The following is a 23,288-nucleotide window of genomic DNA, read 5'->3' as shown; positions in this document are numbered from 1 at the left end:
TGGTTGTATGTATTTTTTGAATCATCCCAAGGTACGGATAAAGTCTTTAGCAAAATAACTGGCAATGATGCTTGCCCCGGCCCTTTTAATGGCGGTCAACTGTTCCAACATCACGGTATCATGGTCCAGCCACCCTTTTTCCGCAGCCGCTTTGATCATGGCATATTCCCCCGATACTTGATAAACAGCAATGGGCACATCCACTTCATTTTTAATGTCCCGCACAATGTCCAGATAGGGTAGCCCCGGCTTTACCATAACAATATCGGCACCTTCATCTATGTCCATTTGGGTTTCGCGGATGGCTTCGAGCCTATTGGCAAAATCCATTTGATAGGTTTTTTTGTCCTTGGGTACGTTGGCAATATCCACAGGAGCCGAATCCAAGGCATCCCGGAACGGACCGTAGTAAGCGCTGGCATATTTGGCGGAATAGCTCATGATTCCGGTATTTTGGAACCCTTCATCTTCCAATGTCTCCCGAATGGTAAGAATGCGTCCATCCATCATATCGCTGGGGGCCACAAAATCGGCTCCGGCCTGCGCATGGGATACGCTCATCTCTGCCAGTACCTCGGCAGTTTCGTCATTGAGGATTTGACCTTCGGCCACAATCCCATCATGGCCATAGGAAGAAAATGGGTCCAACGCCACATCGGTCATCACCAACATCTGTGGGCAGGCATTTTTGACGGTTTTTATCGCCCTTTGCATCAAGCCATTGGGGTTGATGGCCTCTGTACCTTTGTTGTCCTTCAGCTTTTCATCGACCTTAACAAAAAGCAATACCGAGCAAAGCCCCATTTTCCAAAGTTCCTTGACCTCTTTCTCAAGATTGTCCAAACTCAACCTAAAATAATTGGGCATGGAAGCAATTTCTTCTTTGATCCCCTTGCCTTCCACCACAAAAAGGGGCACTAGAAAGTCGTCTGGGGTTACAAGGGTTTCCCGAACCAATCTTCGGATGGATTCGGAGGCGCGTAGTCTTCTATTTCTGATCAATGGATACATACTGATGCTTAAATTTCAATTTCACCGGATAGGTAGGGAGCTGCTTTGCCGGAAATTTTTACCCGGTCTCCCAAATATTCACAGATTAAGTCCCCTCCTCTTTTGGAGAGTTGTTTGGCGGTCATTTTGCTTTTGCCCAACACTTCGTACCAATACGGGGTTAGCGAAGTATGTGCCGAGCCCGTCACGGGATCTTCGGGAATGCCACATTGCGGGGCAAAGAATCTGGAGATAAAATCCACCTCTTGGCCCGGTGCTGTAACAATGACGCCTCTACAATCCAACTGGTTCAATAGATGCAGGTTGGGGGTAATGGCCTGCACTTCTTGTTGGGAGCTGTAGACCATCATAAAATCCGTTTTTCCCTTAAAGGTTTTGATTGGGGTCAGCCCAATGGCGTTGTCCAATTCCCTATTGTTCCGAATGGCCACTATTGGGTCGGAGGGAAAATCCAAGGTCATCCAACCGTTAGCCGTTTTTTCTACGGTCAATTCCCCGCTTCTGGGAGAATAAAACCGAATGGTTTTTTCATTGTGATTGTAGTAATTGAACAACACATATGCCGTGGCCAAGGTGGCATGACCACACAAATCGACCTCAGTTTCTGGAGTGAACCATCGTAATTCGTATGCCTCACCTTTACGAACAGCAAATGCAGTTTCGGCCAGATTGTTTTCTTCCGCAATGCTTTGCATAAGAGAGGTATCGAGCCACGCATCCAAAATGCAAACTGCTGCAGGATTACCGCCGAAAGGACGATCAGTAAAAGCATCGACTTGATATATTTTCTGCTTCATGGGTTTGGTTTCAAACAAAGCTACACATTAAACCCAATTTTTTGGATGTTGCAGCACCTCAATTAATTGTTCCTCTGGACTACCTTTTTCTGGGTGATGGTCATACCTCCATTGGACATGGGGAGGGAGACTCATCAAAATACTTTCAATACGGCCATTGGTGCGGAGACCGAAGAGGGTCCCTTTATCATGAACCAGGTTAAATTCCACATACCTTCCGCGTCTAATTTCCTGCCAGTCCCTTTGTTCTTGGGTATATTCCAGTTCTTTTCTTTTCGTAACGATTGGGATATATGCTTCTAAAAAGCTATCTCCAACCTCGGTGACATAGTTGTACCAATCTTGCATATCCATGGTTTCCGTTGCTTTGCAATAGTCAAAAAAGAGACCGCCAATCCCCCTTGCCTCATTACGATGGGCATTCCAGAAATACTCGTCACATCTCTTTTTGTAAGCGGGATAAAATTCTGGATTATGGGCGTCACAGGCATTTTTACAGGTTCGGTGAAAATGTTGGGCATCCTCTTCAAACAGATAATAGGGGGTCAGGTCCTGACCGCCACCAAACCATTGGTCCACGATGTCCCCATTTTTATTGTACATCTCAAAATAGCGCCAGTTGGCATGTACGGTAGGTACCATGGGACTCTTGGGATGGATGACCAAACTGAGTCCGCAGGCAAAAAAATCCGCATCTTCCACGCCAAAATACTGCTGCATACTTTTGGGAAGTTCACCATATACCTTGGAAATATTCACTCCACCTTTTTCAAATACATTTCCATTTTCAATGACACGGGTCCTCCCTCCACCACCTTCGGGGCGTTCCCAAATGTCCTGTTGAAATTTGGCTTTTCCATCCACCTCTTCAAGTTTTGTGGTAATGTTATCTTGTAGTTTTTGGATATAATCGTAGAATTTGTCCTTCATTGATCGAGTATATGTATGAATTGTGTTTTTAAGCTTTCAAAATCGATATTGGAATCAATCTTGACCGAAACCAAGGTCATAGATTTTAATAGTTCGATGATTTCATTTTCCGTTTTTTCAGGATTTTCCCGAAATACCAACCTTCCCACGGCATTGTTATGGAAATCCATTTTTTTGGCCAATTCTTGGTTTGGGAAAGCATGTTCATGCCAATCCGTAATTTTTTTGGCCCACTCCAGAACAGAATCCCGGTTGTGACGTATTCGATAACATCTTTTGGCGATCAAATAGTTCCAAAGAGCATGTCTAAATGCATTGGCCGGACCATTTTTATGATGCAAACGGCCGTAGTTTTCTGTGGATATGCGAACGCAATCCTTGGTAGCCCGAATGGTCGGCACAATAAAAAGCGGGTGGCCTATTCCAATGAATATAACTTTCAGTATATTTTTAAAGTCTACCCGTTTCAGTACCGCTATTGGGTTCACGCCTTATATTCTTTTACGGCATCTATGAATGCTTTGGCATTTTCCAATGGTATATTGGGAAGGATGCCGTGCCCTAGGTTCACAATATATTTGTCCTTTCCAAATTCTCGGATCATTTGGGTCACCCTCTTTTTGATTTCAGCTGGAGGGGAAAGCAAACGAGCGGGATCAAAATTTCCTTGTAGGGTAATGTTCCCTCCAGTTAGGTAGCGTGCATTTTGGGCTGAGCAGGTCCAATCCACACCAACTGCGGATGCACCGGATTGTGCCATTTCTTTCAGTGCGAACCAACACCCTTTGCCAAAAACAATGACCGGGGCCAAATCTTTCAATGCATCAACGATCTGTTGAATGTACGGCCAGGAGAACTCTTGGTAATCAGTAGGAGAAAGCATGCCTCCCCAAGAATCGAAAACTTGGACGGCATTTACACCCGCCTCTACTTTGGCCTTAAGGTATGCAATGGTGGTATCCGTGATTTTTTGAAGCAATTGATGGGCCACTTCCGGTTGGGAAAAGCAGAGTCCCCTTGCCTTATCAAAACTTTTGCTCCCTTGGCCTTCCACACAATAGCAAAGAATGGTCCAAGGAGAACCGGCAAAACCGATAAGAGGGATTTCATCATTCAACTTTTCCTTGGTCATGGTAATGGCTTCCATCACGTAGCCCAAGGTATCCTGAATATCTGGGACGATCACCCTTTCCAAATCTTCTTTGGAGCGAATGGGGTTTGGGAGGTAAGGGCCAAAGTTCGGTTTCATCTCCACTTCAATGTCCATGGCTTGCGGAATCACCAAGATATCACTGAAAAGGATGGCTGCATCCATTCCATACCGTCGGATGGGCTGCACGGTAATTTCAGAAGCCAACTCGGGAGTCTGGCATCGGGTAAAGAAATCGTATTTATGCTTGAGTTCCATAAACTCCGGGAGGTAACGGCCTGCTTGGCGCATCATCCATACGGGTGGCCGCTCAACGGTTTCACCCTTCAAGGCTCTTAGGAACAAATCGTTTTTAATCATGTCTTGTAAAATGGTTTATGGCCTGTACCAACACGTTTTCCACGGTCGGTTTATTGGCTATTACAATATCGTCTGAATGTTTTTTGGCCTCATCGGCCGTAGTAGTACCAATACAGAACAGGGTACTGTTGCCAATGGAGTTCTCCAAAAGATAGCTTCTGATACCACTTGGACTAAAGAACAGAATGCCGTCAAAATCCCGTTGAAACGCCCTTGGCATTAAATGGGTTTTGTAAACCACCGTCTCTTTATACCGAATGTTATTTTCAGTAAGTGCCTTTGGTAAGGTGTCCCTTCTTAGGTTTCCGCATAAAAACAGAAAAGTTTCATTGGGATATTTTTCCACAATGAATTGGGCCAATTCTAAGGCGTATTCGGTCATTTTTACCACCCTCAGTCCATTCTCTTCCAAAAGGGCTTTGGTTTTTTCACCAACACAAAAGAACTGAAAATTGGATGTGTCCCGGTTTTCAATTCTTTTAAGGAAGGCTTTGACCGAATTTTTACTGGTAAGGATATAGTGGGTAAATTCCAAAGGAATATCCGCATCCAAAAATTCTATGCGAAGGGCATCATACTCCACCAACCCCAAACCTGAATTGAGGAACAATTCCTTTTGCGGTACGCTTAGTTTTTTAGTGGAGAGCACTGTTCTCATTTCTAATTTCCTGCATCAATTTATCCCCACCTTGCTGTAAGACTTCCTTGGCACATTGTTCTCCAAAACCATTGGCTTGGTTCAAGGGAACATTTTTATTGAGGGAAATTTTTTGTTTTCCGTCCAATGAAAAAACAACGCCCTCAAAATGTACCGTTTGTTCTTTTATTTGTGCCAAAGCACCGATGGGTGCGGTGCAACCACCTTCCAATGTCCGTAAAAATTGACGTTCAATGGTCGTGGCGATTTCAGATTCCTTATGATTTAACTTGGCGAGCGCTTCCTTTGAGAAGGTGTCCTCATCCTTGGCCACGACCACCATGGCGCCTTGAGCGGGAGCAGGAATCATCCAGTCCAGTTGAAGGGCATCTTTGGGTAGCAATTTAATGCGCTCCAATCCGGCCTGGGCAAAAATGGCACCGTTCCAATCGTTCTCAATCAGTTTCAACAATCTTGTGTTGACATTTCCCCGTAAATCCACTACGGAATGGTGAGGGTATTTGTTCAACCATTGGGCTTTTCTGCGCAAACTGCCGGTAGCAATGGTAGCAGGGACATCGGATTCCAAAAAGTTCAATCCCTTGTGCACCAAAATATCGTGGGTAATGGCACGCTCCAACACGGCTACTTGTACAATGTCTTTTGGCAATTGGGTGGGAACATCCTTCATGGAGTGTACGGCAATATCTATCTGCCCTTTCAATAGGGCAATATCCAAAGTTTTGGTAAAAATGCCGGTGATTCCCAATTCGTACAGGGGTTTGTCCAATATCTCATCCCCTGTGGATTTTATGGGAACCAATGAGGTGTCGTACCCCAATTCTTCCAGTTTTTGCTGTACAGTAGTGGCTTGCCACAGTGCCAATTCACTATCGCGGGTCCCAATTCGTATGATCTTGCTCATTTAGAATCGATTTCTAGCTGAAAGACTTTCTGGATAAGTTCCAGGCTGTCCTCGGTATCCACTTCGGAACGCTTCAGGTGGTTGGCAAACTGTTTGGTGATTTTTTGGATGATTCGATCAGAGATGATTTCGGCCTGATCTTGGTTGAAGTCATTTATTTTTTTGGAATGAAAGTCAATTTCCTCGGCCTTCATGGTTTTTAGCTTTTCCTTGAGCGCGTTGATGACCGGAGCAAACTTTCGGGTTTCCAACCACTTTAAAAAATCTTTTTTGACCTGTTCAATGATTGCTTCCGCCTTGGGGACATATTCCTTTCTTTTGGCCAAAGCTTCATCGGTAATCTGGGAAAGTTGGTCCAAATGTACTAAGGAGACATTGTCCAGTTCCAAAACATCATCCGCCACATTTTTGGGTACGGACAGGTCCAGAATCAAAAGTGGTTTCTTGGGGTAGATCAATGCCTTGGACACGGTGGGCAACTGTGCCCCGGTGGCCACCACAAGGATATCCGCTTTTCGTATTTCGGTCTGTAGATCCCCATAATCCTTTACGGTCAAATGGAATTTTCCAGCAATATCCTCCGCTTTAGCCCGAGTCCGGTTGATTAAGGTAATATGATGGTTGTTGGAGTGTTTAATAAGGTTTTCGCAGGTATTCCTTCCGATTTTTCCAGTGCCAAAAAGTAGAATGTTCTTTTCAGAAATGTCGGGGACATTGTCCAAAATATACTTTACCGAGGCAAAGGCCACCGATGTAGCCCCAGAGGACAGTTCGGTTTCGGTTTTGATGCGTTTACTCGCCTGGATCACGGCATTGCAAAGCCGTTCCAAAAACGGATTGGCCATGTCTTGTTTTTTGGCCCGGTAGAATCCTTGCTTGATTTGGCTTATGATTTCAAAATCACCCAAAATCTGGCTGTCCAACCCTGTGCCAACCTTGAACATATGGGAAATGGCCTCATGGTTTTTGTAGACATAGGCTACTTCTTGAAACTCTTCCACGGTGCCCTGTGTTTGGTCACAAAGCAATTTTATAAGTTGATAGGGATGTTGGGCAAAACCATAAAGCTCGGTCCGGTTACAGGTAGAAATGGCTAATAGACCATCAATACCAAGTTCCTTGGCCTTTGCCAGAATATGGTCTATGGCCGGAACATCCAGGCTAAACTTTCCCCGCACCTCAGCATCTGCCTTCTTATAGCTCAGTCCAATGGCGTAGAAGGAATTATGTTTCGAAATGTTGTAATTCCTCATAAAGGATAAAAATCGCAGCACAAAAATAACAGTGCTGTGTTTTAAAAAATAACGCTAGAGGTACTATAAATAACCCGTGAGAATTTTTTAAGATGAAAATTCAATAAAAACCGCCCAATGCACTATTTTTATTGATAAATTTGATTGCACAACATATAATTTAGAGTCATTCTAAATTGAAGGAAAACGTTTATAAAAGCAAAACTGTTCATGAAAAATATCGCTAAAGGTTCCTATGAGGAAATTCTGGTGGAAGATGGGTTTTATATCCTTAAGATTCAGAACGATACACAAGAATTGCAGACGGTGGAACGGGAGATTGACAGTTCGTTTATCCAGTTCCATTTTTGCCTGAAAGGCAAAACGCGTTTCAATTTTAATGAAGGAAATTATCATCTGGAGGTAACGGAAGAAAACTCCCTCTTGCTGTATAACACGCAAAAAGATTTGCCTTTGAATCTTATTGTGTCACCCAACTCATGGTTGTTATCGGTGGTAATGACCATACGGAAGTTCCATTCCCTTTTTTCCAATGAAGCGGAGTACATCCCTTTTTTGAGCGGTGAGAACAAGGAGAAAAAATACTATTCACAAGAAATGGTGTCGCCGGCCATTGCTGTTGTGCTGAGCCAGTTAATGAATTACAATTTGCATCCTTCCATCAAACAATTGTATATCAAAGGAAAAGTATATGAGCTGATATCCCTTTATTTTAATAAAACCGAAGATGCCGATTTGGAACAATGTCCCTTTTTGGCCGATGAGGACAATGTGCGGCGTATTAGAATGGCCAAGGAAATCATGATTTCACGAATGGCGGAGCCACCCACCTTGGCCGAACTTTCCCAAGAAATTGGATTGAGCTTGAAAAAACTGAAAGAAGGGTTCAAGCAGATTTATGGCGATTCGGTCTATGGGTTTTTGTTCGATTACAAGATGGAGTACGCCCGAAAAATGTTGGAAACCGGAAAGCATAACGTCAATGAAGTGGGCTTAAAAGTGGGGTACAGCACGGCCAGTCATTTTATCGCTTCCTTCAAAAAGAAATATGGCACCACCCCCAAAAAATACTTAACTTCAAACGCATAAAAATTACAAAATGAAAACTCTTGTACTGTCCCTTTTTGTCATGGGCTTTGCGTTGCAGATTTCCGCACAGGACGCTCCAAGCTCGGAAGAAGCTCAAAATGTGAAAATGCCCGAATTGGTCCTGGTGTTCACCAAAACAACGGGGTATAGGCATGCTTCCATTGAAAAAGGGATGCAGACCTTGCGCGAATTGGGGAGAAAGAACGGTTTCGTAGCCCTTCAAACCGATTCAGGAACTGACTTTAACCCTCAAAATCTGAAGAACTACAAATTGGTGGTCTTTCTGAGCACCACCGAAGAGGTATTGGATGATGCCCAACAGAAAGCCTTTGAAGGGTACATTAAAAATGGCGGTAGTTATTTGGGAATCCATGCCGCTGCGGATACCGAGTACGACTGGCCTTGGTATGGGAAATTGGTAGGGGGTTATTTTGAAAGTCACCCGGAACAACAGAAAGCCAAAATTGATGTAGTGGACAAAGCCCATCCCTCCACAACCCACCTGAACGATGTTTGGATGCATTTTGATGAGTGGTACAATTTTAAGCAGTTGAACCCTGACGTTTCTGTCTTGATGAAACTGGATGAAACCAGTTATAAAGGTGGCAAGAATGGAGCCAATCATCCCATAGCCTGGTACCACGAATATGATGGGGGTCGTGCTTTTTATACCGGTTTGGGGCATACTGATGCCGCTTATGATGACCCCGATTTCAGGCAACACCTCCTGGGGGCCATTGAATGGTGCCTAAAAAGAAACTAAAACGGGCCTAGCCACAATAATCCCAATATTGCTTTTGATGTTCTTTAGGTAATCCACCAAAGGCTCTTGGGTGATTTCCACTTTTCCATTTTTGCTCGATGCATGAAGTAAATGCAATCGCCCATCCGGTTGATGTATGGCTATGCCGGTATGGGTAACGTCCAACCCTTTAATGGAGGTGGCCAATGCAATAATGTCCCCGGATTGTATTTGCTGTTCCTTGCTTTTAATCCGATCTTGGGGCAAGTAACACAGATTTTCCTTGGCCAATTCTTTTTCAGCTTGTTGTATGATGGCAAAGTTGGTGTCATCGCTCAAAAACGGATACAGGGAACGGTGCGTTCCCATAAAATTGATAGGCTTGTTGAGTTCAATTCCTCCCAAATCCGAGGTAATGTCCTTGACCAATCCCTTCTCTTCATTATTCCGAATCCACTCTGTAAAGTAATGTAAACGAGAAGGATAGCCTTTTAAGTCACCATCTCTATACCGAATGGTCTCCAAGGTTTTGGTGAAATCTTCAAACGAGTCTTGTTTTGACTTCAACATGGTTCCGAAGGCGAGTACATTTTCAACAAAAGTGGTACAGTCCAACCCTTGTAAGTTCACTACCAAAGTTTCGGTTTCACCCACTTCAAGGGTTTTTTCCACATAAGGGGTGTCCAGAAAGGATTTCCCGACTGCTACAATGGTATCACCCAAAAAAGAAGCTTGGGTATTCTGCAAGGCTGCGATTTTGTCCTCAAAAAGGGATTTATCTTTTGGGGAACAGGTAATTTGCTGGGCAGAGGCCATCAACCCTAAAAATAGTAGGGGCAAAAAGGTTTTATATTTCATCATTTTTGGTGTCATTGGTTTGTTGGAGCATTATCCGTGTTCGGGCTATGCTCTCAGGGTAATTTTTCTGCAAATAGTTTATCAATTTCTCACGTACATGAACCCGAAGGTCCCAAGCTGTGGAGGAATCCTTGGCACTCATCAAGGCCCTTACCTCTACATGGGTAGGCTTGGAATCGGTAACCTGAAGGATATTCACTTCACCATCCCAAAGTTCCGTGTTTTGGAGAATGCGGGTCAATTCTTCGCGAAGATCATCAAAGGAAACCATGTAATCCACATATAAAAACACAGTTCCCAAAATGTCTGCGGAGCTTTTGGTCCAGTTTTGGAACGGTTGATCAATAAAATAAGGGGTAGGGACAATCAATCTGCGCTTGTCCCAAATACGGACCACTACATAGGTAAGGGTAATTTCCTCAATCCGGCCCCACTCGCCCTCCACAATGACCACATCATCCAATTTTATGGGTTGTGCAATGGCAATTTGAATACCCGCCAATAGAGTTCCGATGAATTTTTGGGCGGAAAAACCAATAATAATCCCGGCAACCCCAGCAGAGGCAAAAATACTGATCCCAATTTCACGGATTTCCTTGAAACTCATCAAGGCAAGTCCAAGAGCTAGTATGATGACAATAAAGATCACAATGCGTTCCAAAATGGTGAACTGGGTGTAGATCTTACGGGCCTTTAAGTTATCGGTCTCCCCAACATCATAGTTTTTGATGATAATCTGTTTCACAATTTTCAATACCGCAATGATCAACCACGTCATGGCCAAGATAAAGAGCAAGGTGCTGGCCTTTCGGAACCAAAACCCCAACTCTTCCAAGTTCAAAAGATCCCGCAGGGATTTCATTCGCAATACAATGGAAACGAAAATCAACAGCAGGGGCTTCGTCAATCGCCTAAACGAACCGTTGGGCAAAAGGTATTTTGGATTTTTCCCCAACCGTTTTAGGATGATGGAAAACACCCAATACGCCAGGGCCAAAACAAAGAGGGCAATCCCCAGATAAATGAGCGATTCCTTGGAAACGGTTTCAATAAAAAGGTCCATGACAACAAAAATAGGGAGAAAAGAACACGGGCTAAAATCCGGAATGCTAAATGAAGATTGAATTTAGTTATGGACCATAGAAAAGTAATTGGATTCTAAAAACAACAAGTCCGTACCAAGTTGTATTTTTGGGGCCTAAAACAAAAAGCTGTGCCAAAAGGAGTTTTATTGGTCAATTTGGGTTCGCCGGACAGCCCTACCGCGAAGGATGTTAAACCATATTTGGATGAGTTTCTCATGGACGAGCGTGTCATAGACGTGAACCCCGTTCTGCGAAACATCATTGTACGGGGAATTATCCTGAACACACGTCCAAAGCGTTCGGCGGAAGCCTATTCCAAGATTTGGTGGGAGGAAGGCTCTCCTTTGATTATCATCTCGGAACGTTTTATGGAAAAAGTGGGCCAACAGACCAGCCTGCCCATTGCCTTGGGGATGCGGTATGGTTCCATGACCATTAAGAACGCGTTACAGGAGTTGAAGGATAAAGGAGTGGATGAGGTATTGTTGGTGCCCCTGTATCCCCATTATGCCATGTCATCATATGAAACCGTAGTGGTCAAGGTCATGGAAGTGCAACAGGAGCATTTCCCTAGCATGCAGTTGACCACCTTACCAGCTTTTTATAGCAATCCGGATTACATCAAAATATTGTCCAATAGCATAGCGGAAGGTCTAAAGGGTTTTGATTACGACCATATTCTTTTCTCCTATCATGGGATTCCCGAGAGGCATATTAAAAAATCGGACCCCACAAAATTCCACTGCCAATTGAATGGGGCCTGTTGCAAGGCCAATTCGGTGGCCCATCATACCTGTTATAGACATCAATGTTATGATACCACCGAGTTGGTGATAGAGCAATTGGGATTGCCCAAGGATAAAGTGAGTACTTCGTTCCAATCCCGATTGGGAAGCGACCCATGGTTACAGCCCTTCACCGACCATGAATTTGAACGATTGGGTAAAGAGGGCATTGAGCGTTTGGCCGTGATCACTCCTGCTTTTGTAAGCGATTGTCTGGAGACTTTGGAAGAAATCGCCATGGAAGGCAAAGAACAATTTGTTGAAGCAGGGGGGAAAGACTACATCCATGTCCCATGTTTGAACGATAGGGATGATTGGGCAAGTCTTATGGCACAGTGGATCAATACTTGGTCAACAAATCAAACCCTGCCGGAATATAACATCCAATAATTTTTGGAGTACAGTAAAACAAGTCTATGAGCATTGAAAACTTGGAGCACAGTCTCAAAGAAGTACGGGAACAACTCAAAAACCATGAGCTCTACGCGCAGCTGGATTCTGTTGAGGACATCAGGACCTTTATGGAGAGCCATGTGTATGCCGTTTGGGATTTTATGTCGCTATTAAAGGCCCTGCAACGTGAGCTTACCTGTACCGACCTTCCTTGGAAGCCTGCTTCGGATACCACAGTGGCAAGATTCATCAATGAGATTGTCTTGGAGGAGGAGAGCGATTTCAATGAGGAGGGAGTGGCCAAAAGCCATTTTGAAATGTATCTGGATGCCATGGAGGAGGTCAATGCCAATACCTCCAAGGTCAATGATGTCATTGGAAGCTTCGGGAATCTTGAAGCAATCGCAGGGCAAATCAAAAATGCGGATTTAAATCTGGCCGAAAAGAACTTTTTAAGCTTCACTTTTGAAGTCATCAACACCCAAAAACCGCATATCATTGCTGCGGCCTTTACCTTTGGAAGGGAAGAATTGATTCCGGACATGTTCTTGGGCATCATAGAACAATCTGGGAAAAAAGGTCCAGAGCAGTATCCCAAACTTTCCTATTACCTAAAACGGCACATTGAATTGGATGGGGACGAACACGGACCCATGGCGGTGAAAATGATGAAGATGCTCTGTGGCCAAGATGAACAAAAATGGACCGATGTCGCTGAGTATAGCCAAAGAGCTTTGGAGCATAGAATGGCTTTATGGGAAAGCATCACCAAAAAACTAAGGGAGAACAAAGGTAATTTGATCGAGGCGTTGTAGATTTGGATTAGATTTACCACACACAAAGCCTTACACCCAAAGAACACCATTGGCATGGCCAAAGTAACCTCTGACGCACTCGGGAAAGAACCCATTGGAAAATTATTGATCAAACAGGCCGTACCTGCATCCATTGGCATTCTGGTGATGTCCTTGAACGTGTTGGTCGACTCCATCTTTGTGGGTAATTGGATCGGCTCCATTGCCATTGCAGCCATTAATGTGGTGTTGCCCGTTTCCTTCTTTATTGCAGCTTTGGGAATGGCCATTGGTATTGGCGGTTCCAGTATTGTGTCGCGTGCCTTGGGGGCTAATAACAAGGAAAAAGCCCTTAAGACTTTTGGAAACCAGATTACACTGACCGTTTTGGTTACGGTGGTCATGGTGGCCTTGGGACTTTATTTTGTGGACACCTTGATACCGGCCTTTGGAGGCAAGGGTTCCATTTTTGCCCCTGCCAAAATTTACTATACCATTATCCTGTATGGGGTGCCGTTCTTGGCGCTTTGTATGATGGGAAATACCGTGATTAGGGCCGAGGGGAAACCCAAATTTGCCATGGTGGCCATGATTATCCCTTCGGTGGGGAACCTGCTCATGGACTACATTTTTATCTATGTGTTCGATTGGGGCATGCACGGGGCCGCTTGGGCCACTACCGCAGGATATTTAATGTGTTTTGGATATATTCTCTATTTTTTTCTATCAAAAAACTCTGAACTGAAGATTGGTTTTTCCCATTTTGGGTTGGACAGATCCATTCTTCAGGAAATTGGCTCCCTAGGATTTGTGACCTTGGCACGTCAGGCCGTGACCAGTATCACCTATCTGCTCATGAACAACATCCTCTTTAATTTGGGAGGGGAGGCCATGGTGGCGGTCTATGCCATTATCGGCCGGATGCTCATGTTCGCCCTTTTTCCTGTTTTTGGGGTCACCCAAGGGTTTTTGCCCATTGCAGGCTTCAATTATGGGGCAGCACAATATGATCGGGTCAAAGAATCCATTTATACGGCCATCAAGTATGCTGCTTTGGTGGCGACCTTGGTCTTTGTTGTCCTCATGGTTTTTCCGGCAGAGATCGCTTCACTTTTCCTGAGCAACAAGCCCCATTTGCCGGCAGAGGAATTGGCCACCAATGCATTTGTGTTGCAGCATTCCCCTTTGGCCATGCGGTTGGTCTTTGCGGCTACACCGATCATTGCCCTTCAATTGATAGGTGCCGCATATTTTCAAGCGGTAGGGAAGGCCATTCCGGCGTTATTGCTCACACTTACCCGACAGGGCTTCTTTTTTATACCGCTTATTTTGTTGTTGCCCCAATTTATGGGGGAGATGGGCGTTTGGCTATCCTTTCCCATAGCCGATGTACTTTCCACCATTGTCACAGGGATTTATTTGGCGCGTGAGATTAAAACAAAGTTGTCTGGATTAGTTGCATAAGATTGCTTAATTTGGGACAAACATTTTAATCATCCATGAAGAAAACACTATTGCTCGGTCTAGTGCTAATGACCGGAATTGCCTGTAAGGAAAAAGCAGAGAAAAAATCAGAAGAGAAAACCGCCCACACCCTTTTTGTTGGAACGTATACCAATGGGGATAGTGAGGGGATTTACAAATACACCTTGGATACTGCAACGGGTGCGCTTGGAAGCCAAGAATTGGCTGCCAAATTGAAAAACCCTTCGTATTTGACGATTTCCGAGGATAAGAACAATCTCTATGCCATACAGGAGACTGGCGATTTTGATAGTCTTGGGGGAGGTGTTACAGCATTCCGCTTGAATGAAGGTGTTTTGGAAATCCAGAATAGCAAAGGAACCCAAGGAAATGGTCCTTGCCATGTTTCCTTGTCCGAGGAGGGTTATTTGGCCGCTGCCAACTATGGTGGGGGCAATGTGGCCCTGTATCAGTTGAATGACGATGGATCGCTTGCCGGGGAACCCCAAGTGATCGACCATAAGATTTTGGATACCACCCGAACCTCCCGTGCGCACATGGCAAAGTTTACCAAAGACGGACTTTTTGTAGCGGATTTGGGATTGGATGGTATAAAGCGTTACAAAAGGGAAGGGGGGCAATATGTGGTTGGAGACCAAGCCTCAATCGACTTGGCCGCTGGAGCTGGCCCCAGACATTTTACCTTTGGTAAGAATGGTAACATCCTATATGTGATCAGTGAGTTGAACAGCACGGTTTCCGTTTTTGAAAAAGACGGCCAAGGGTCTTACCGAGAAATTCAGACAGAATCTACATTGGCTGAAGGGTATACTGAAAAAAGTTATTGTGCCGATATACACCTATCCCCTGATGGTAAGTTTTTATACGGTTCCAACCGCGGGGAGAACACTATCGTAATCTTTGCCGTAGATCAAGAATCCGGAAAACTGACCTTGGTGGGCAGGGAGTCGGTTCGTGGTGACTGGCCCCGTAATTTCTCATTGGACCCCACAGGCGAATTTTTATTGGTGGCCAATCAAAGGAGCAATAACATCATCGTTTTCAAAAGGGATGCTGAAAAAGGCACCTTGCAATTCTTAAGCGAGACAAACTTGGGCAGTCCGGTTTGTATAGCCTTTCTGAATTAGTTTTAAGTTATTCGCATCGGTAGGTTATGCCTTTTTTATCAAAGGAAGGGGATGCATTGGGACGAAGTGAGCCGTGCCAAGAATCCCGATACCATTTATCTTGGTCATCATCACTGCGATAATCCGCTGTAAAAAAGTTGAAGTCATCAGTAAAAGTGATGATGATATCCCCTTTTCCATCAGCATCGTGCCATCTACCGGTCATCACGTTATTCTTTAATCGGCCCCAAACTCCGCCAAGTGCGTTTTTGTGTATTAGATAGTAGGCTCCGGCGACTTCGTTGTTGTCAATTAGAAGGTCAAAGCGACCTATTTCAGTACAATAGTTTTTGGAAATGACGGTGTTTTTTACTTCAGTTTGAGCGTAGAAGAATTGGCATGCCAGACTGAAAAAGAAGCAGGAAAGAGAAGTTTTGTTGATCATAGCGGCATCAAATTTTAAGGCGAATTAATCTGTAGTTCTGCAATTGATCGGGTTGGATAATGGTATTGTTTTCCTGATCAAAGTTGTCCAATTGGGAATCTGAAACAAAGTACATATACTCATCATGGATGGCAAATGTCGTTGGAATGTCGGATGGATTGAAAAATGACATGATTCTCTTTTCGGACAGGATTTTGGTGCTCTCAGGATTCAGTTCAAATTGAAAGACCCCATTTTGGGACAGGTCCCTTTTCCCATTTACTATGGCAATCAGGGTGTTTTTATGGAATTTCAACCCATCGATTCCCTTAAACTGATTGGGTGGGTTCAACAACTTCTTTGAGGCGATGTCCAAAATCCGGATGCCGGAGGTGTAAGTGGCCAAATAGAGATATTTACCATCATCGGATACTGTAATGCCATTGGAATGTTTGATTTCTTCATGGGTAAAGAAGACCTCCAAGGCCTTTTTGGGCCCGGTCAGGGCATAGAGGGTGTCACTTTCCGAATCGGTGATATAAGCTTCACCATTGGGCGTTATGGCAATATCATTCAGGTAGATTACCTCATCCGAGTTTAGGGTATACGACGCGATGAATTCCCCTGAAGTAGGGTTCATCAAAAGAAGAACGGACGAATTGTTGCTTTTGGGCAAACTGTTTCCCAAGGCGAAGAGGGTGTCTCCTTGAATAGTCATCCCAAAACCGGAGAGGTATCCATATTCTTTACTTCCAATAAAATCCTCGGCATGGGTCCCATCCAAATCAGAACGTACAATTTTATCCTTCTTCAAGCTGTTGAGGTATACTTTTTTGGAGGAAGGATCAATGGCGATGCCTTCGGGAATCAAATCCTTTTTAAATTTGAGCGGAACGGAATGGGTTTCTTGCGCGCCGGCAAGGGTACAGACCAACAGCAAAAGCCCCACAAGCATTTTCATTGAACGAGGATTTTTAGGGAAAATACTAAAATATGGGCCAGTTTAAGGGTACATTATCAGAACTTTAAGGTTTAGGGTACTTGTTTGATACCGGATACATGGGAAGCGATTGCCTTCCATTGCCCCTCACGTTTTATGAGGACATTGCTGGACTGATAAATGGTTTTTATGGAGTCATTGAAGATATGCCCAGTACCACAGATCATGGCCGTGCCATTGGGCAGAATGTCCAAGCGTTTTATTTCATAAAAAAAGGAATCGTGGGTGCTGGCATGTTCCTTGATCCAGGCGAGTTCTCCTTTTTTATTGGACCAGTTTCCTTGATTGTCAATCATTTGAAAATCGTCTCCCAAAATGGAATCGAGCAATAGAGTGTCCTGTTCCCGATAGGCTTTGGGCCATTTTACTTCTTTTAATTGGCTCAGGAGATGCCGATCTTGTTCAGTGATAAGGTTTTGTCCTGTTTCGGTTTCCGTTTTGGAGGTACAGGACCATAGGATAAAACATCCAATAGCGACACTTAGAAAAGTCTTCATGTGTTCAGTTTTTCCAAATGTAGCAGGAGTGATGAAAGACATGTAACAACACTGGGTAAGCTGCGGGAAAATAAGGGCAGGTCGATGCCGTTAAACCTCCACTAGGTTCTTTCGGTAGGTCCTACTGAATTTAATTTTATCTCCATTCTTTAAACGGAGTATGCCATCACCATTGCTGTTTTTCTGATGGCAATCCATAAAATCCACGTTCACCAAATAGGACCGATGCACCCGTTTAAAGGTTTTTGAACTGAGCATTTTCTCTACTGACCTAAGACTTTGGTATTTTACAAAAACTCCTTTTTTCGTATGGAGCACAATGCAGTTGTTGCTGGTTTCAATATAGATGATTTCTTCAGGAATCAGTAAAAAACGGGAACTGTTCCTGGACACTTCAATTTGAATTTTCTTTCCTGAAAAGGGTGCGATTGGAGTGTCAATTTTTTGGTTGTGTTCCTTGTTTATAAAGTAAAACAGGAGTGCAAAATAGCAGAATAGGTTAACGGCGATATTGTTGGTGAGCCCTGCATGCAATAGATTGAAATTGGGAGAGGCGCAACGAAATACCACGGTCATCATAAAGACTACCAAAACCTGTCCAATAAGAATGTTCATTGCCGTGGCGGTGATGCCCAACCCTCCTTGAAGGGCCAATGTTTTTCCGAAAGGTTTTTGTTCCCAGTTTTGGGCCCAAACTTTTATGTGTTGGGCAGAGAAGGTCCAAAAAACAAAACTGGTCACGGCCAAAATGGTCAATTCAGAAAAGCAGGTTGCTCCTAAACTTACTTGGAACATACGGCCAATACCCATATTGAGCAGCACAAAAATCGATATCAGTGAAATAGGCTTGGACATATTTAAAGATACGGATTTTGGAATGGTGAAGCCAAGCAAGGAAAATTACTTTGCAAAGTACACCAGCAGGGCAATGATGATCAATCCAAATAGTACTGCTAAAAAGATTTTCCAAGCACTGTACGGACGGGTGCCGGAGATCTGTCCATTTTCCCCATTGATAAAGAAATTGTACTCCTTGCCCTTATAGCGATAGGCACTTATATAAACGGGTAACAAGATATGTTTAAAGGTCTCTTCGGACAGCTCCATATCCATGTGGGTCACACGTTGGGTATCCCCGCCAATATCCTGTCGGCACCATCGCATGGCAATATCACGGGCCACGTCTTTGGAATGGAGGTGCCCATCTTTCAACGGGATGGTATATTTTTCGGTAACAAATCCAGAAAGAAAACCGCTATTGAATGGTTGCAGTTTTTGGAGGTTCCAATGGGAAATTTTTTGGGGGATCCTTCCCGATTTTTGTCGAGACGCCTTGATGAGGGTGTCGTCCACAAAACCAGAAATCTCACCTGAAGCTGGATACCAACGGGTTTTCCGAACCTGCTGGGTCACCATCTTTCCATTGGAGTTCCTGACCCTTCGGGTTTCGTAATAATATTCGCCCCGTTGTCCCGTATAACTTGCCGCAAGTTGGGCATCAAAGGTCCAATAGGGTAAATACAGCCCTTTGGTAAATTGAGGGTCCAAAGCGGCCTTCTTCAGTTTATTGGGTGCAAACCACAAGCGGTTTACCCAATTCTTGAAAATGATAAAGGATTTCTTTTGATCAATCTGAAAGGGGAGCACCGCGCCAGGTAAGATCCAATCTTCCTTATAGGCATCTTCAATCACCAGAGGCATACCGCAGTATACACAGTGGAGCGACTTATAGTTTTCTTCGACATGTTGATTGGCACCACAATTTTTGCAGTGCAACATGGAGATTTCCTCACTGTGTTTCTGTGAGCCCATTTCCTTGAGGTAGGGGTGCAGCTCCAGTTCCTGAAAACCATTTTCGTTTATAGCAATTGATTCCTCATGACCACAATATTCACAATTTATACTGGTGGTCCCAGGCTTGTATTTTAGCTCGGCACCACAGTTGGTGCAGGCTTTTTTGAGCTCGGTTTTTTGGATTTTTTGTTCTTCCATAGTTTCATTTCCGTGTAGGCGGAAATCCATGTCAAAATTGATAGGCTGTCATTTCGAAGGAGCTAGCGACTGAGAAATCTCAATGTGTAATTACTTAGATTTCTCAATCGTTGCTTTGCAACTCATTTCGAAATGACAATGAATGCGATTACTCCGTTGGCAATGGCGGTGGTGTGTTGCCTCCCAAGAACGATTTCAATTCTTCCACTTCTTTTAAAGAAGCCCAAGCGGCCATGCCCTGCTTCCATACCAAACTATCACGATTGATGGCCCGGGATGCAAAAAGGGATTGCATTTGTTCAAAGGTCACTGGTCCATGTTGTACCCCATTGGAGGCATAGTAATACATGGTTTGTGTTGGCATTGGTGGAGGAACGGCGCCTCCAACAGGTTGGGCGGTTTGTTGTGGGGAGGCTTGGGGGTTTCCACCCATCATGCCTCCCATTTGTTGGGCCAAAACAAACCCCATACCCATGCCCATTCCAGCCCCGGCGGTCCCGCCTTCGTTTTGGGCAGCGGCCTCAATGGCCTTGGCAGTTTTGAACTTGGTCAATTTATCGAGGTCAAGCTTGTCGATACGGCTGTACTCGAAGATTTCCTTTTTGAGATCTTCGGGCATAGAAACATTTTCGATATAGAATTTCTCCAAGGAAATACCAACGCTTTCAAACTCAGGTGACATGACTTCGCGACACGTATCCGAAAGTTCAGTGGTATTGGCGGCATACAATTCAATGGGCAAATTGGCTTGGCCCACGGTATTTGTGAATCGTGTGGCTATCAAACTTTTGAGATGTTCATTGATCTCAAAATTGGTAAAGTTGCTATCCGTGCCAACAATATCTTTGATAAACTTGCCAGCATCCGAAATTTTAAAGGCATAGGTTCCAAAAGCACGAATCTCTACCAAACCAAATCGGTCATCACTTAAAGTGATGGGACTCTTGGTGCCCCATTTCTCGTCGGTGAACAAGTGGGTGTTCACAAAATACACTTCGGCCTTGAATGGGGAATTGAACCCGTATTTCCACCCTTTCAGAGTAGCCAAAATTGGTAGGTTTTGTGTGGTAAGGTCATAAGTGCCCGGTTCAAAGACATCGGCCAATTGGCCTTCGTTGATGAAAACGGCGGTTTGCCCTTCGCGGACAATCAGCTTTGCGCCGTTCTTTATTTCATTTTGATAACGCTCAAACCGATGCGCAATGGTGTCATCCGTATAATCGAGCCACTCAACAATATCGATAAACTCATTGCTCAGTTTCTCCTTGATCTTTCCAAAAATATCCATGGTAGTGTTTTTTAGGTATTATGCTTTTAAAACTATAAAAAAACTATAGAGTTTCTATTAGGTTAGTGTAAAATTCAAGGGGAATGTTACGCCACATGCGAAGAAAAAGTGGATGGGATGAAGTGCTAGTCCATTTTATGGGCCGCTTGGAGCATTTCTAACACCTTTTTCTTTGGAAGCGCCTCAATGGTATGGTCATCACGACCGGTCATGGTTTCCGCAGCGAAAAGAGAATTAAGGATGGCCTCTTCGGTGGCTTCAATGGTGGCCAGAAAAAGTGGGGTCATGGCCTCATTGCGTAAGGTCGGTACAGTTTGAATGGGATTTTCACTTTCATAAGGGATTCTACATTCCTCTGCCGTGGAAACGGCAATCACATAATCCCCACTGCCGTTACTGGCAATTCCTCCGGTTTTGGCCAAGCCCAACATGGCCCGTTTGGCCAATCGTTCCAAATTGCGGGCATCCAATGGGGCATCGGTCAGGACCACCATCATACAGGAACCATCTGCTGAATACTTGAGCGTTTCAGAATAACGATCGAGCTGCTTGTCCACATCCACCCCGGCTATTTGCAAAACACCGCCAAAATTGGTCTGCACCAATACGCCTATGGTGTATCCTCCCAGTTTTTTGGGAAGTACACGGGAAGAGGTTCCTATCCCTCCCTTGAACCCAAAACAAATGGTGCCCGTTCCCGCACCAACATTGCCTTCAGGAACTGCTCCTGTTTTTGCTTTTGAAATGGCTTGTAGTACATCCGTTTCGCTTACATGGCGTCCTCGAATGTCGTTTAAATACCCATCATTGGTTTCGCCCACTACGGCATTTACGGAACGGACCGTTTCGTTGCCCTCTTGATGTAAAGTGTATCCTATAACGGCATTTACGGCCGTGGGCACACTCAACGTATTGGTCAGGATGATAGGGGTTTCCAAACTGCCCAGTTCCTTCACTTGGGTGCTGCCGGCCAGTTTTCCAAAGCCGTTGCCCACATGTATGGCTGCCGGGACTTTTTCCTGAAAGAGATTTCCGGAATGGGGGAGAATCGCCGTGACCCCGGTACGGATGCTGTCGCCTTTTATCAAGGTGACATGTCCCACCCGTACCCCAGGCACGTCGGTAATTGCATTGTATTGTCCTGGTCTGAGCACTCCAATCCCAACACCATAATCTCGAATACGCTTCTGCGAAAACGAAAGCAATGGTAGCAGAATCAGGAGGGTCAGTACGGACCTATTCATAATAGGGGAGTCCTAAAAATCCCTATAGTCTCCAGAAAGGTAGGCATTTGCCTTTTCCTCCTTGAACTTTGCCGCTTGTGCGTCCCAGTGGAGGGTCTCCCCGGGGAACCTTCCGGCAATGGTGCCCAACAGTATGGTCTCGGTGAGCCTAGCCCCATACTCAAAAGGTGCCGTGGTCTCAGCCTTGCCTAAACAAGCATCCACGAACTGGTGGTAGTGCTTGGGTCCTTCGGACTCATAATTTCTGATGGGCTCGCCCAGATTGTGCTTCTCGTTCAACTTGGCGATTTCTTTGGAGATGTCCACGTACTTGCCCCTTACGATCTTCTTGGGCAACTGCATGAAGTGGGGGAGCAACAGGCGTCCCTTTTCACCTACGAACATGGCTCCCTGTTCTGGAAGCTCGCCCTCTCCGGCCACCTTGGCGTCTAGTGATATTTTGTCCTCTACACTTTCCTCTTTGTTTGATTTCTTAGCGGCCATGTTCTTGGCACCAGGTAGAATTAAGTCCTCGTGCATATCTGGGGCTCCAGGGCCATCGTACCAAACCCATTTGAAAGTCTTGGAGGTATACGGTGTGCTAGGGAACTCATAGGTCACCACATTGTTCTCCGGGTACCCGAACCCATTGGAGGGGCGGCACTCGGTCTTCACGGTCATGGGAACGTCCAGCTCAAGGGCGTTGTACGGGGTGTCGAAGATGTGTACGCCCATGTCGCCCAAAGTGCCACAGCCGTAGTCCATCAATTTTCTCCAGTTCCCGGGATGGTACATTCCTTCTTTATAGGGTCTTTCGGCAGAAGTTCCCAACCAAAGGTTCCAGTCCAATTGTGCCGGGACTTTGTCCTCTCCTTGGGGAAGGGGACCGTCGTATCCCCAGTTCTTGGGGGACCAGGCATGCACGGTGTGCACCTTGCCAATGATTCCGGATTGGATCAATAGCGTAGCTAGTTTATAATCGTAGAAAGAGTGTACCTGGATGCCCATCTGGGTCACCAAACCTTTTTCGGCGGCCATCTTTTTCATGGCGCGGGACTCAGAAACATAATGAGTCAACGGTTTTTGGCAGTAGACGGGTTTGTTCATCTCCATGGCCATCATGGAGGCTGGGGCGTGGGTATGGTCCGGGGTGGACACGATCACGGCATCGATCTGATCGGCCATTTCCTTCAACATGGTGCGGTAATCGAAGAACACACGGGCCGTTGGGTGCAGTTTGCGCGCAGCGGAAAGGTTAACGGCATCTACATCGCACAAGGCCACCACGTCCACGGAACCATGGGACGATATGGCGCTGAGGTCCGCAGCGCCCATGTTCCCCACACCGATGTGTGCAGTTCGTAATCTTTCCTTGAAAGGGGCGCCTTTCAACAACGAAGGGGCCACCATGATGCCTAGGGCACCTACACTACTCTTTTTAATGAATTCTCTTTTATTCATGGG

At 45.0% G+C, this 23,288-nt stretch carries 24 protein-coding genes; 6 read left to right on the top strand and 18 right to left on the bottom strand.

Going from position 1 to position 23,288, the window contains the following annotated elements:
• Positions 1-21: 21 nt before the first annotated feature.
• From hemB to hemA, 8 genes are read right to left on the bottom strand one after another with little or no spacing between them, the layout of a single operon-like run.
• The gene (hemB, locus tag ACPD8L_RS10180; protein WP_423943243.1) at positions 22-1,011 is read right to left on the bottom strand and encodes a porphobilinogen synthase; all 990 of its coding nucleotides are present in this window, start codon (positions 1,009-1,011) and stop codon (positions 22-24) included.
• Between the two features lie 8 nt (positions 1,012-1,019).
• Positions 1,020-1,808 carry a PhzF family phenazine biosynthesis protein gene (locus tag ACPD8L_RS10175; protein ID WP_423943241.1) on the bottom strand — a complete coding sequence of 263 codons (789 nt, stop codon included), beginning with the start codon at positions 1,806-1,808 and terminating at the stop codon, positions 1,020-1,022.
• A gap of 27 nt (positions 1,809-1,835) precedes the next feature.
• Complete coding sequence (gene hemF, locus ACPD8L_RS10170) at positions 1,836-2,738, bottom strand: oxygen-dependent coproporphyrinogen oxidase (RefSeq protein ID WP_423943239.1); 903 nt, start codon at positions 2,736-2,738, stop codon at positions 1,836-1,838.
• Positions 2,735-3,226: a DUF6973 domain-containing protein gene (locus tag ACPD8L_RS10165; protein ID WP_421810482.1), complete on the bottom strand. Its 492-nt coding sequence runs from the start codon at positions 3,224-3,226 to the stop codon at positions 2,735-2,737. The genes hemF and ACPD8L_RS10165 overlap by 4 nt, the downstream gene beginning before the upstream one ends.
• Entirely contained in the window at positions 3,223-4,248 is a 1,026-nt protein-coding gene (gene hemE / locus ACPD8L_RS10160) for a uroporphyrinogen decarboxylase (protein WP_423943238.1), read from the bottom strand. Before hemE ends, ACPD8L_RS10165 begins: the two co-directional genes overlap by 4 nt.
• Positions 4,241-4,906 (bottom strand): uroporphyrinogen-III synthase, encoded by a 666-nt coding sequence (locus ACPD8L_RS10155; RefSeq protein WP_423943236.1) that lies wholly within the window; start codon positions 4,904-4,906, stop codon positions 4,241-4,243. The genes hemE and ACPD8L_RS10155 overlap by 8 nt, the downstream gene beginning before the upstream one ends.
• Entirely contained in the window at positions 4,884-5,810 is a 927-nt protein-coding gene (gene hemC / locus ACPD8L_RS10150) for a hydroxymethylbilane synthase (RefSeq protein WP_423943235.1), read from the bottom strand. Before hemC ends, ACPD8L_RS10155 begins: the two co-directional genes overlap by 23 nt.
• Entirely contained in the window at positions 5,807-7,063 is a 1,257-nt protein-coding gene (hemA, locus tag ACPD8L_RS10145; RefSeq protein WP_116216795.1) for a glutamyl-tRNA reductase, read from the bottom strand. The genes hemC and hemA overlap by 4 nt, the downstream gene beginning before the upstream one ends.
• A 210-nt stretch (positions 7,064-7,273) precedes the next feature.
• Here hemA and ACPD8L_RS10140 point away from each other — a divergent pair, with 210 nt between their 5' ends.
• Complete coding sequence (locus ACPD8L_RS10140) at positions 7,274-8,152, top strand: helix-turn-helix domain-containing protein (RefSeq protein WP_116216796.1); 879 nt, start codon at positions 7,274-7,276, stop codon at positions 8,150-8,152.
• 10 nt (positions 8,153-8,162) lie between these two features.
• Positions 8,163-8,915: a ThuA domain-containing protein gene (locus ACPD8L_RS10135; protein ID WP_116216797.1), complete on the top strand. Its 753-nt coding sequence runs from the start codon at positions 8,163-8,165 to the stop codon at positions 8,913-8,915.
• On the opposite strand, the gene ACPD8L_RS10130 is transcribed toward ACPD8L_RS10135, so the two are convergent.
• Positions 8,901-9,755, bottom strand: coding sequence for an N-acetylmuramoyl-L-alanine amidase-like domain-containing protein (locus ACPD8L_RS10130; RefSeq protein WP_423943233.1), 855 nt, complete (start codon positions 9,753-9,755; stop codon positions 8,901-8,903). The genes ACPD8L_RS10135 and ACPD8L_RS10130 overlap by 15 nt on opposite strands.
• Complete coding sequence (locus tag ACPD8L_RS10125; protein WP_423943231.1) at positions 9,742-10,815, bottom strand: mechanosensitive ion channel family protein; 1,074 nt, start codon at positions 10,813-10,815, stop codon at positions 9,742-9,744. The genes ACPD8L_RS10130 and ACPD8L_RS10125 overlap by 14 nt, the downstream gene beginning before the upstream one ends.
• Before the next feature lie 150 nt (positions 10,816-10,965).
• Here ACPD8L_RS10125 and hemH point away from each other — a divergent pair, with 150 nt between their 5' ends.
• Genes hemH through ACPD8L_RS10105 form a run of 4 tightly spaced genes read left to right on the top strand, consistent with a single transcriptional unit; the run spans position 10,966 to position 15,421 of the window.
• On the top strand, positions 10,966-12,012 hold the full coding sequence (gene hemH, locus ACPD8L_RS10120; protein WP_423943230.1) for a ferrochelatase: 1,047 nt from the start codon (positions 10,966-10,968) through the stop codon (positions 12,010-12,012).
• Between the two features lie 26 nt (positions 12,013-12,038).
• On the top strand, positions 12,039-12,830 hold the full coding sequence (locus ACPD8L_RS10115) for a DUF3050 domain-containing protein (RefSeq protein ID WP_423943228.1): 792 nt from the start codon (positions 12,039-12,041) through the stop codon (positions 12,828-12,830).
• Between the two features lie 54 nt (positions 12,831-12,884).
• Complete coding sequence (locus ACPD8L_RS10110) at positions 12,885-14,273, top strand: MATE family efflux transporter (protein ID WP_421810488.1); 1,389 nt, start codon at positions 12,885-12,887, stop codon at positions 14,271-14,273.
• 35 nt (positions 14,274-14,308) lie between these two features.
• Entirely contained in the window at positions 14,309-15,421 is a 1,113-nt protein-coding gene (locus ACPD8L_RS10105; RefSeq protein WP_421810489.1) for a lactonase family protein, read from the top strand.
• Positions 15,422-15,428: 7 nt separating this feature from the next.
• On the opposite strand, the gene ACPD8L_RS10100 is transcribed toward ACPD8L_RS10105, so the two are convergent.
• From ACPD8L_RS10100 to ACPD8L_RS10065, 8 genes are all read right to left on the bottom strand, one after another.
• Positions 15,429-15,845, bottom strand: coding sequence for a hypothetical protein (locus ACPD8L_RS10100; protein ID WP_423943225.1), 417 nt, complete (start codon positions 15,843-15,845; stop codon positions 15,429-15,431).
• Positions 15,846-15,852: 7 nt separating this feature from the next.
• Positions 15,853-16,785, bottom strand: a complete 933-nt coding sequence (locus tag ACPD8L_RS10095) for an SMP-30/gluconolactonase/LRE family protein (protein WP_423943223.1) — start codon at positions 16,783-16,785, stop codon at positions 15,853-15,855.
• Between the two features lie 71 nt (positions 16,786-16,856).
• Positions 16,857-17,321: a DUF4440 domain-containing protein gene (locus ACPD8L_RS10090; protein WP_423943222.1), complete on the bottom strand. Its 465-nt coding sequence runs from the start codon at positions 17,319-17,321 to the stop codon at positions 16,857-16,859.
• Positions 17,322-17,411: 90 nt separating this feature from the next.
• Positions 17,412-18,176 carry a LytR/AlgR family response regulator transcription factor gene (locus ACPD8L_RS10085; protein WP_421810493.1) on the bottom strand — a complete coding sequence of 255 codons (765 nt, stop codon included), beginning with the start codon at positions 18,174-18,176 and terminating at the stop codon, positions 17,412-17,414.
• Between the two features lie 45 nt (positions 18,177-18,221).
• The gene (locus ACPD8L_RS10080) at positions 18,222-19,313 is read right to left on the bottom strand and encodes a TFIIB-type zinc ribbon-containing protein (RefSeq protein WP_423943221.1); all 1,092 of its coding nucleotides are present in this window, start codon (positions 19,311-19,313) and stop codon (positions 18,222-18,224) included.
• Between the two features lie 148 nt (positions 19,314-19,461).
• The gene (locus ACPD8L_RS10075) at positions 19,462-20,601 is read right to left on the bottom strand and encodes an SPFH domain-containing protein (RefSeq protein WP_423943220.1); all 1,140 of its coding nucleotides are present in this window, start codon (positions 20,599-20,601) and stop codon (positions 19,462-19,464) included.
• 125 nt (positions 20,602-20,726) lie between these two features.
• A complete protein-coding gene (locus ACPD8L_RS10070; RefSeq protein WP_423943218.1) occupies positions 20,727-21,845 on the bottom strand; it encodes a DmpA family aminopeptidase in 1,119 nt (372 codons plus the stop codon).
• A gap of 12 nt (positions 21,846-21,857) precedes the next feature.
• Positions 21,858-23,285 (bottom strand): Gfo/Idh/MocA family protein, encoded by a 1,428-nt coding sequence (locus ACPD8L_RS10065; RefSeq protein WP_116216809.1) that lies wholly within the window; start codon positions 23,283-23,285, stop codon positions 21,858-21,860.
• Positions 23,286-23,288: the final 3 nt, after the last annotated feature.

The sequence above is a fragment of the Flagellimonas algicida genome (assembly GCF_049629585.1).
Lineage (GTDB): Bacteria > Bacteroidota > Bacteroidia > Flavobacteriales > Flavobacteriaceae > Flagellimonas.
This window is presented reverse-complemented; position numbering and strand designations above follow the sequence as displayed.

Excerpts from the sequence above, each read along its gene's own strand:
- ACPD8L_RS10130 (WP_423943233.1), bottom strand. The coding sequence starts at position 9,755 with ATGATGAAATATAAAACCTTTTTGCCCCTACTATTTTTAGGGTTGATG.
- hemF (WP_423943239.1), bottom strand. The coding sequence starts at position 2,738 with ATGAAGGACAAATTCTACGATTATATCCAAAAACTACAAGATAACATT.
- ACPD8L_RS10155 (WP_423943236.1), bottom strand. The coding sequence starts at position 4,906 with ATGAGAACAGTGCTCTCCACTAAAAAACTAAGCGTACCGCAAAAGGAA.
- ACPD8L_RS10175 (WP_423943241.1), bottom strand. The coding sequence starts at position 1,808 with ATGAAGCAGAAAATATATCAAGTCGATGCTTTTACTGATCGTCCTTTC.
- ACPD8L_RS10070 (WP_423943218.1), bottom strand. The coding sequence starts at position 21,845 with ATGAATAGGTCCGTACTGACCCTCCTGATTCTGCTACCATTGCTTTCG.
- ACPD8L_RS10065 (WP_116216809.1), bottom strand. The coding sequence starts at position 23,285 with ATGAATAAAAGAGAATTCATTAAAAAGAGTAGTGTAGGTGCCCTAGGC.
- ACPD8L_RS10075 (WP_423943220.1), bottom strand. The coding sequence starts at position 20,601 with ATGGATATTTTTGGAAAGATCAAGGAGAAACTGAGCAATGAGTTTATC.
- ACPD8L_RS10140 (WP_116216796.1), top strand. The coding sequence starts at position 7,274 with ATGAAAAATATCGCTAAAGGTTCCTATGAGGAAATTCTGGTGGAAGAT.
- ACPD8L_RS10110 (WP_421810488.1), top strand. The coding sequence starts at position 12,885 with ATGGCCAAAGTAACCTCTGACGCACTCGGGAAAGAACCCATTGGAAAA.
- ACPD8L_RS10135 (WP_116216797.1), top strand. The coding sequence starts at position 8,163 with ATGAAAACTCTTGTACTGTCCCTTTTTGTCATGGGCTTTGCGTTGCAG.
- hemC (WP_423943235.1), bottom strand. The coding sequence starts at position 5,810 with ATGAGCAAGATCATACGAATTGGGACCCGCGATAGTGAATTGGCACTG.
- ACPD8L_RS10095 (WP_423943223.1), bottom strand. The coding sequence starts at position 16,785 with ATGAAAATGCTTGTGGGGCTTTTGCTGTTGGTCTGTACCCTTGCCGGC.
- ACPD8L_RS10085 (WP_421810493.1), bottom strand. The coding sequence starts at position 18,176 with ATGTCCAAGCCTATTTCACTGATATCGATTTTTGTGCTGCTCAATATG.
- hemA (WP_116216795.1), bottom strand. The coding sequence starts at position 7,063 with ATGAGGAATTACAACATTTCGAAACATAATTCCTTCTACGCCATTGGA.
- ACPD8L_RS10090 (WP_423943222.1), bottom strand. The coding sequence starts at position 17,321 with ATGAAGACTTTTCTAAGTGTCGCTATTGGATGTTTTATCCTATGGTCC.
- hemB (WP_423943243.1), bottom strand. The coding sequence starts at position 1,011 with ATGTATCCATTGATCAGAAATAGAAGACTACGCGCCTCCGAATCCATC.
- hemE (WP_423943238.1), bottom strand. The coding sequence starts at position 4,248 with ATGATTAAAAACGATTTGTTCCTAAGAGCCTTGAAGGGTGAAACCGTT.
- ACPD8L_RS10105 (WP_421810489.1), top strand. The coding sequence starts at position 14,309 with ATGAAGAAAACACTATTGCTCGGTCTAGTGCTAATGACCGGAATTGCC.
- ACPD8L_RS10125 (WP_423943231.1), bottom strand. The coding sequence starts at position 10,815 with ATGGACCTTTTTATTGAAACCGTTTCCAAGGAATCGCTCATTTATCTG.
- ACPD8L_RS10100 (WP_423943225.1), bottom strand. The coding sequence starts at position 15,845 with ATGATCAACAAAACTTCTCTTTCCTGCTTCTTTTTCAGTCTGGCATGC.
- ACPD8L_RS10115 (WP_423943228.1), top strand. The coding sequence starts at position 12,039 with ATGAGCATTGAAAACTTGGAGCACAGTCTCAAAGAAGTACGGGAACAA.
- ACPD8L_RS10080 (WP_423943221.1), bottom strand. The coding sequence starts at position 19,313 with ATGGAAGAACAAAAAATCCAAAAAACCGAGCTCAAAAAAGCCTGCACC.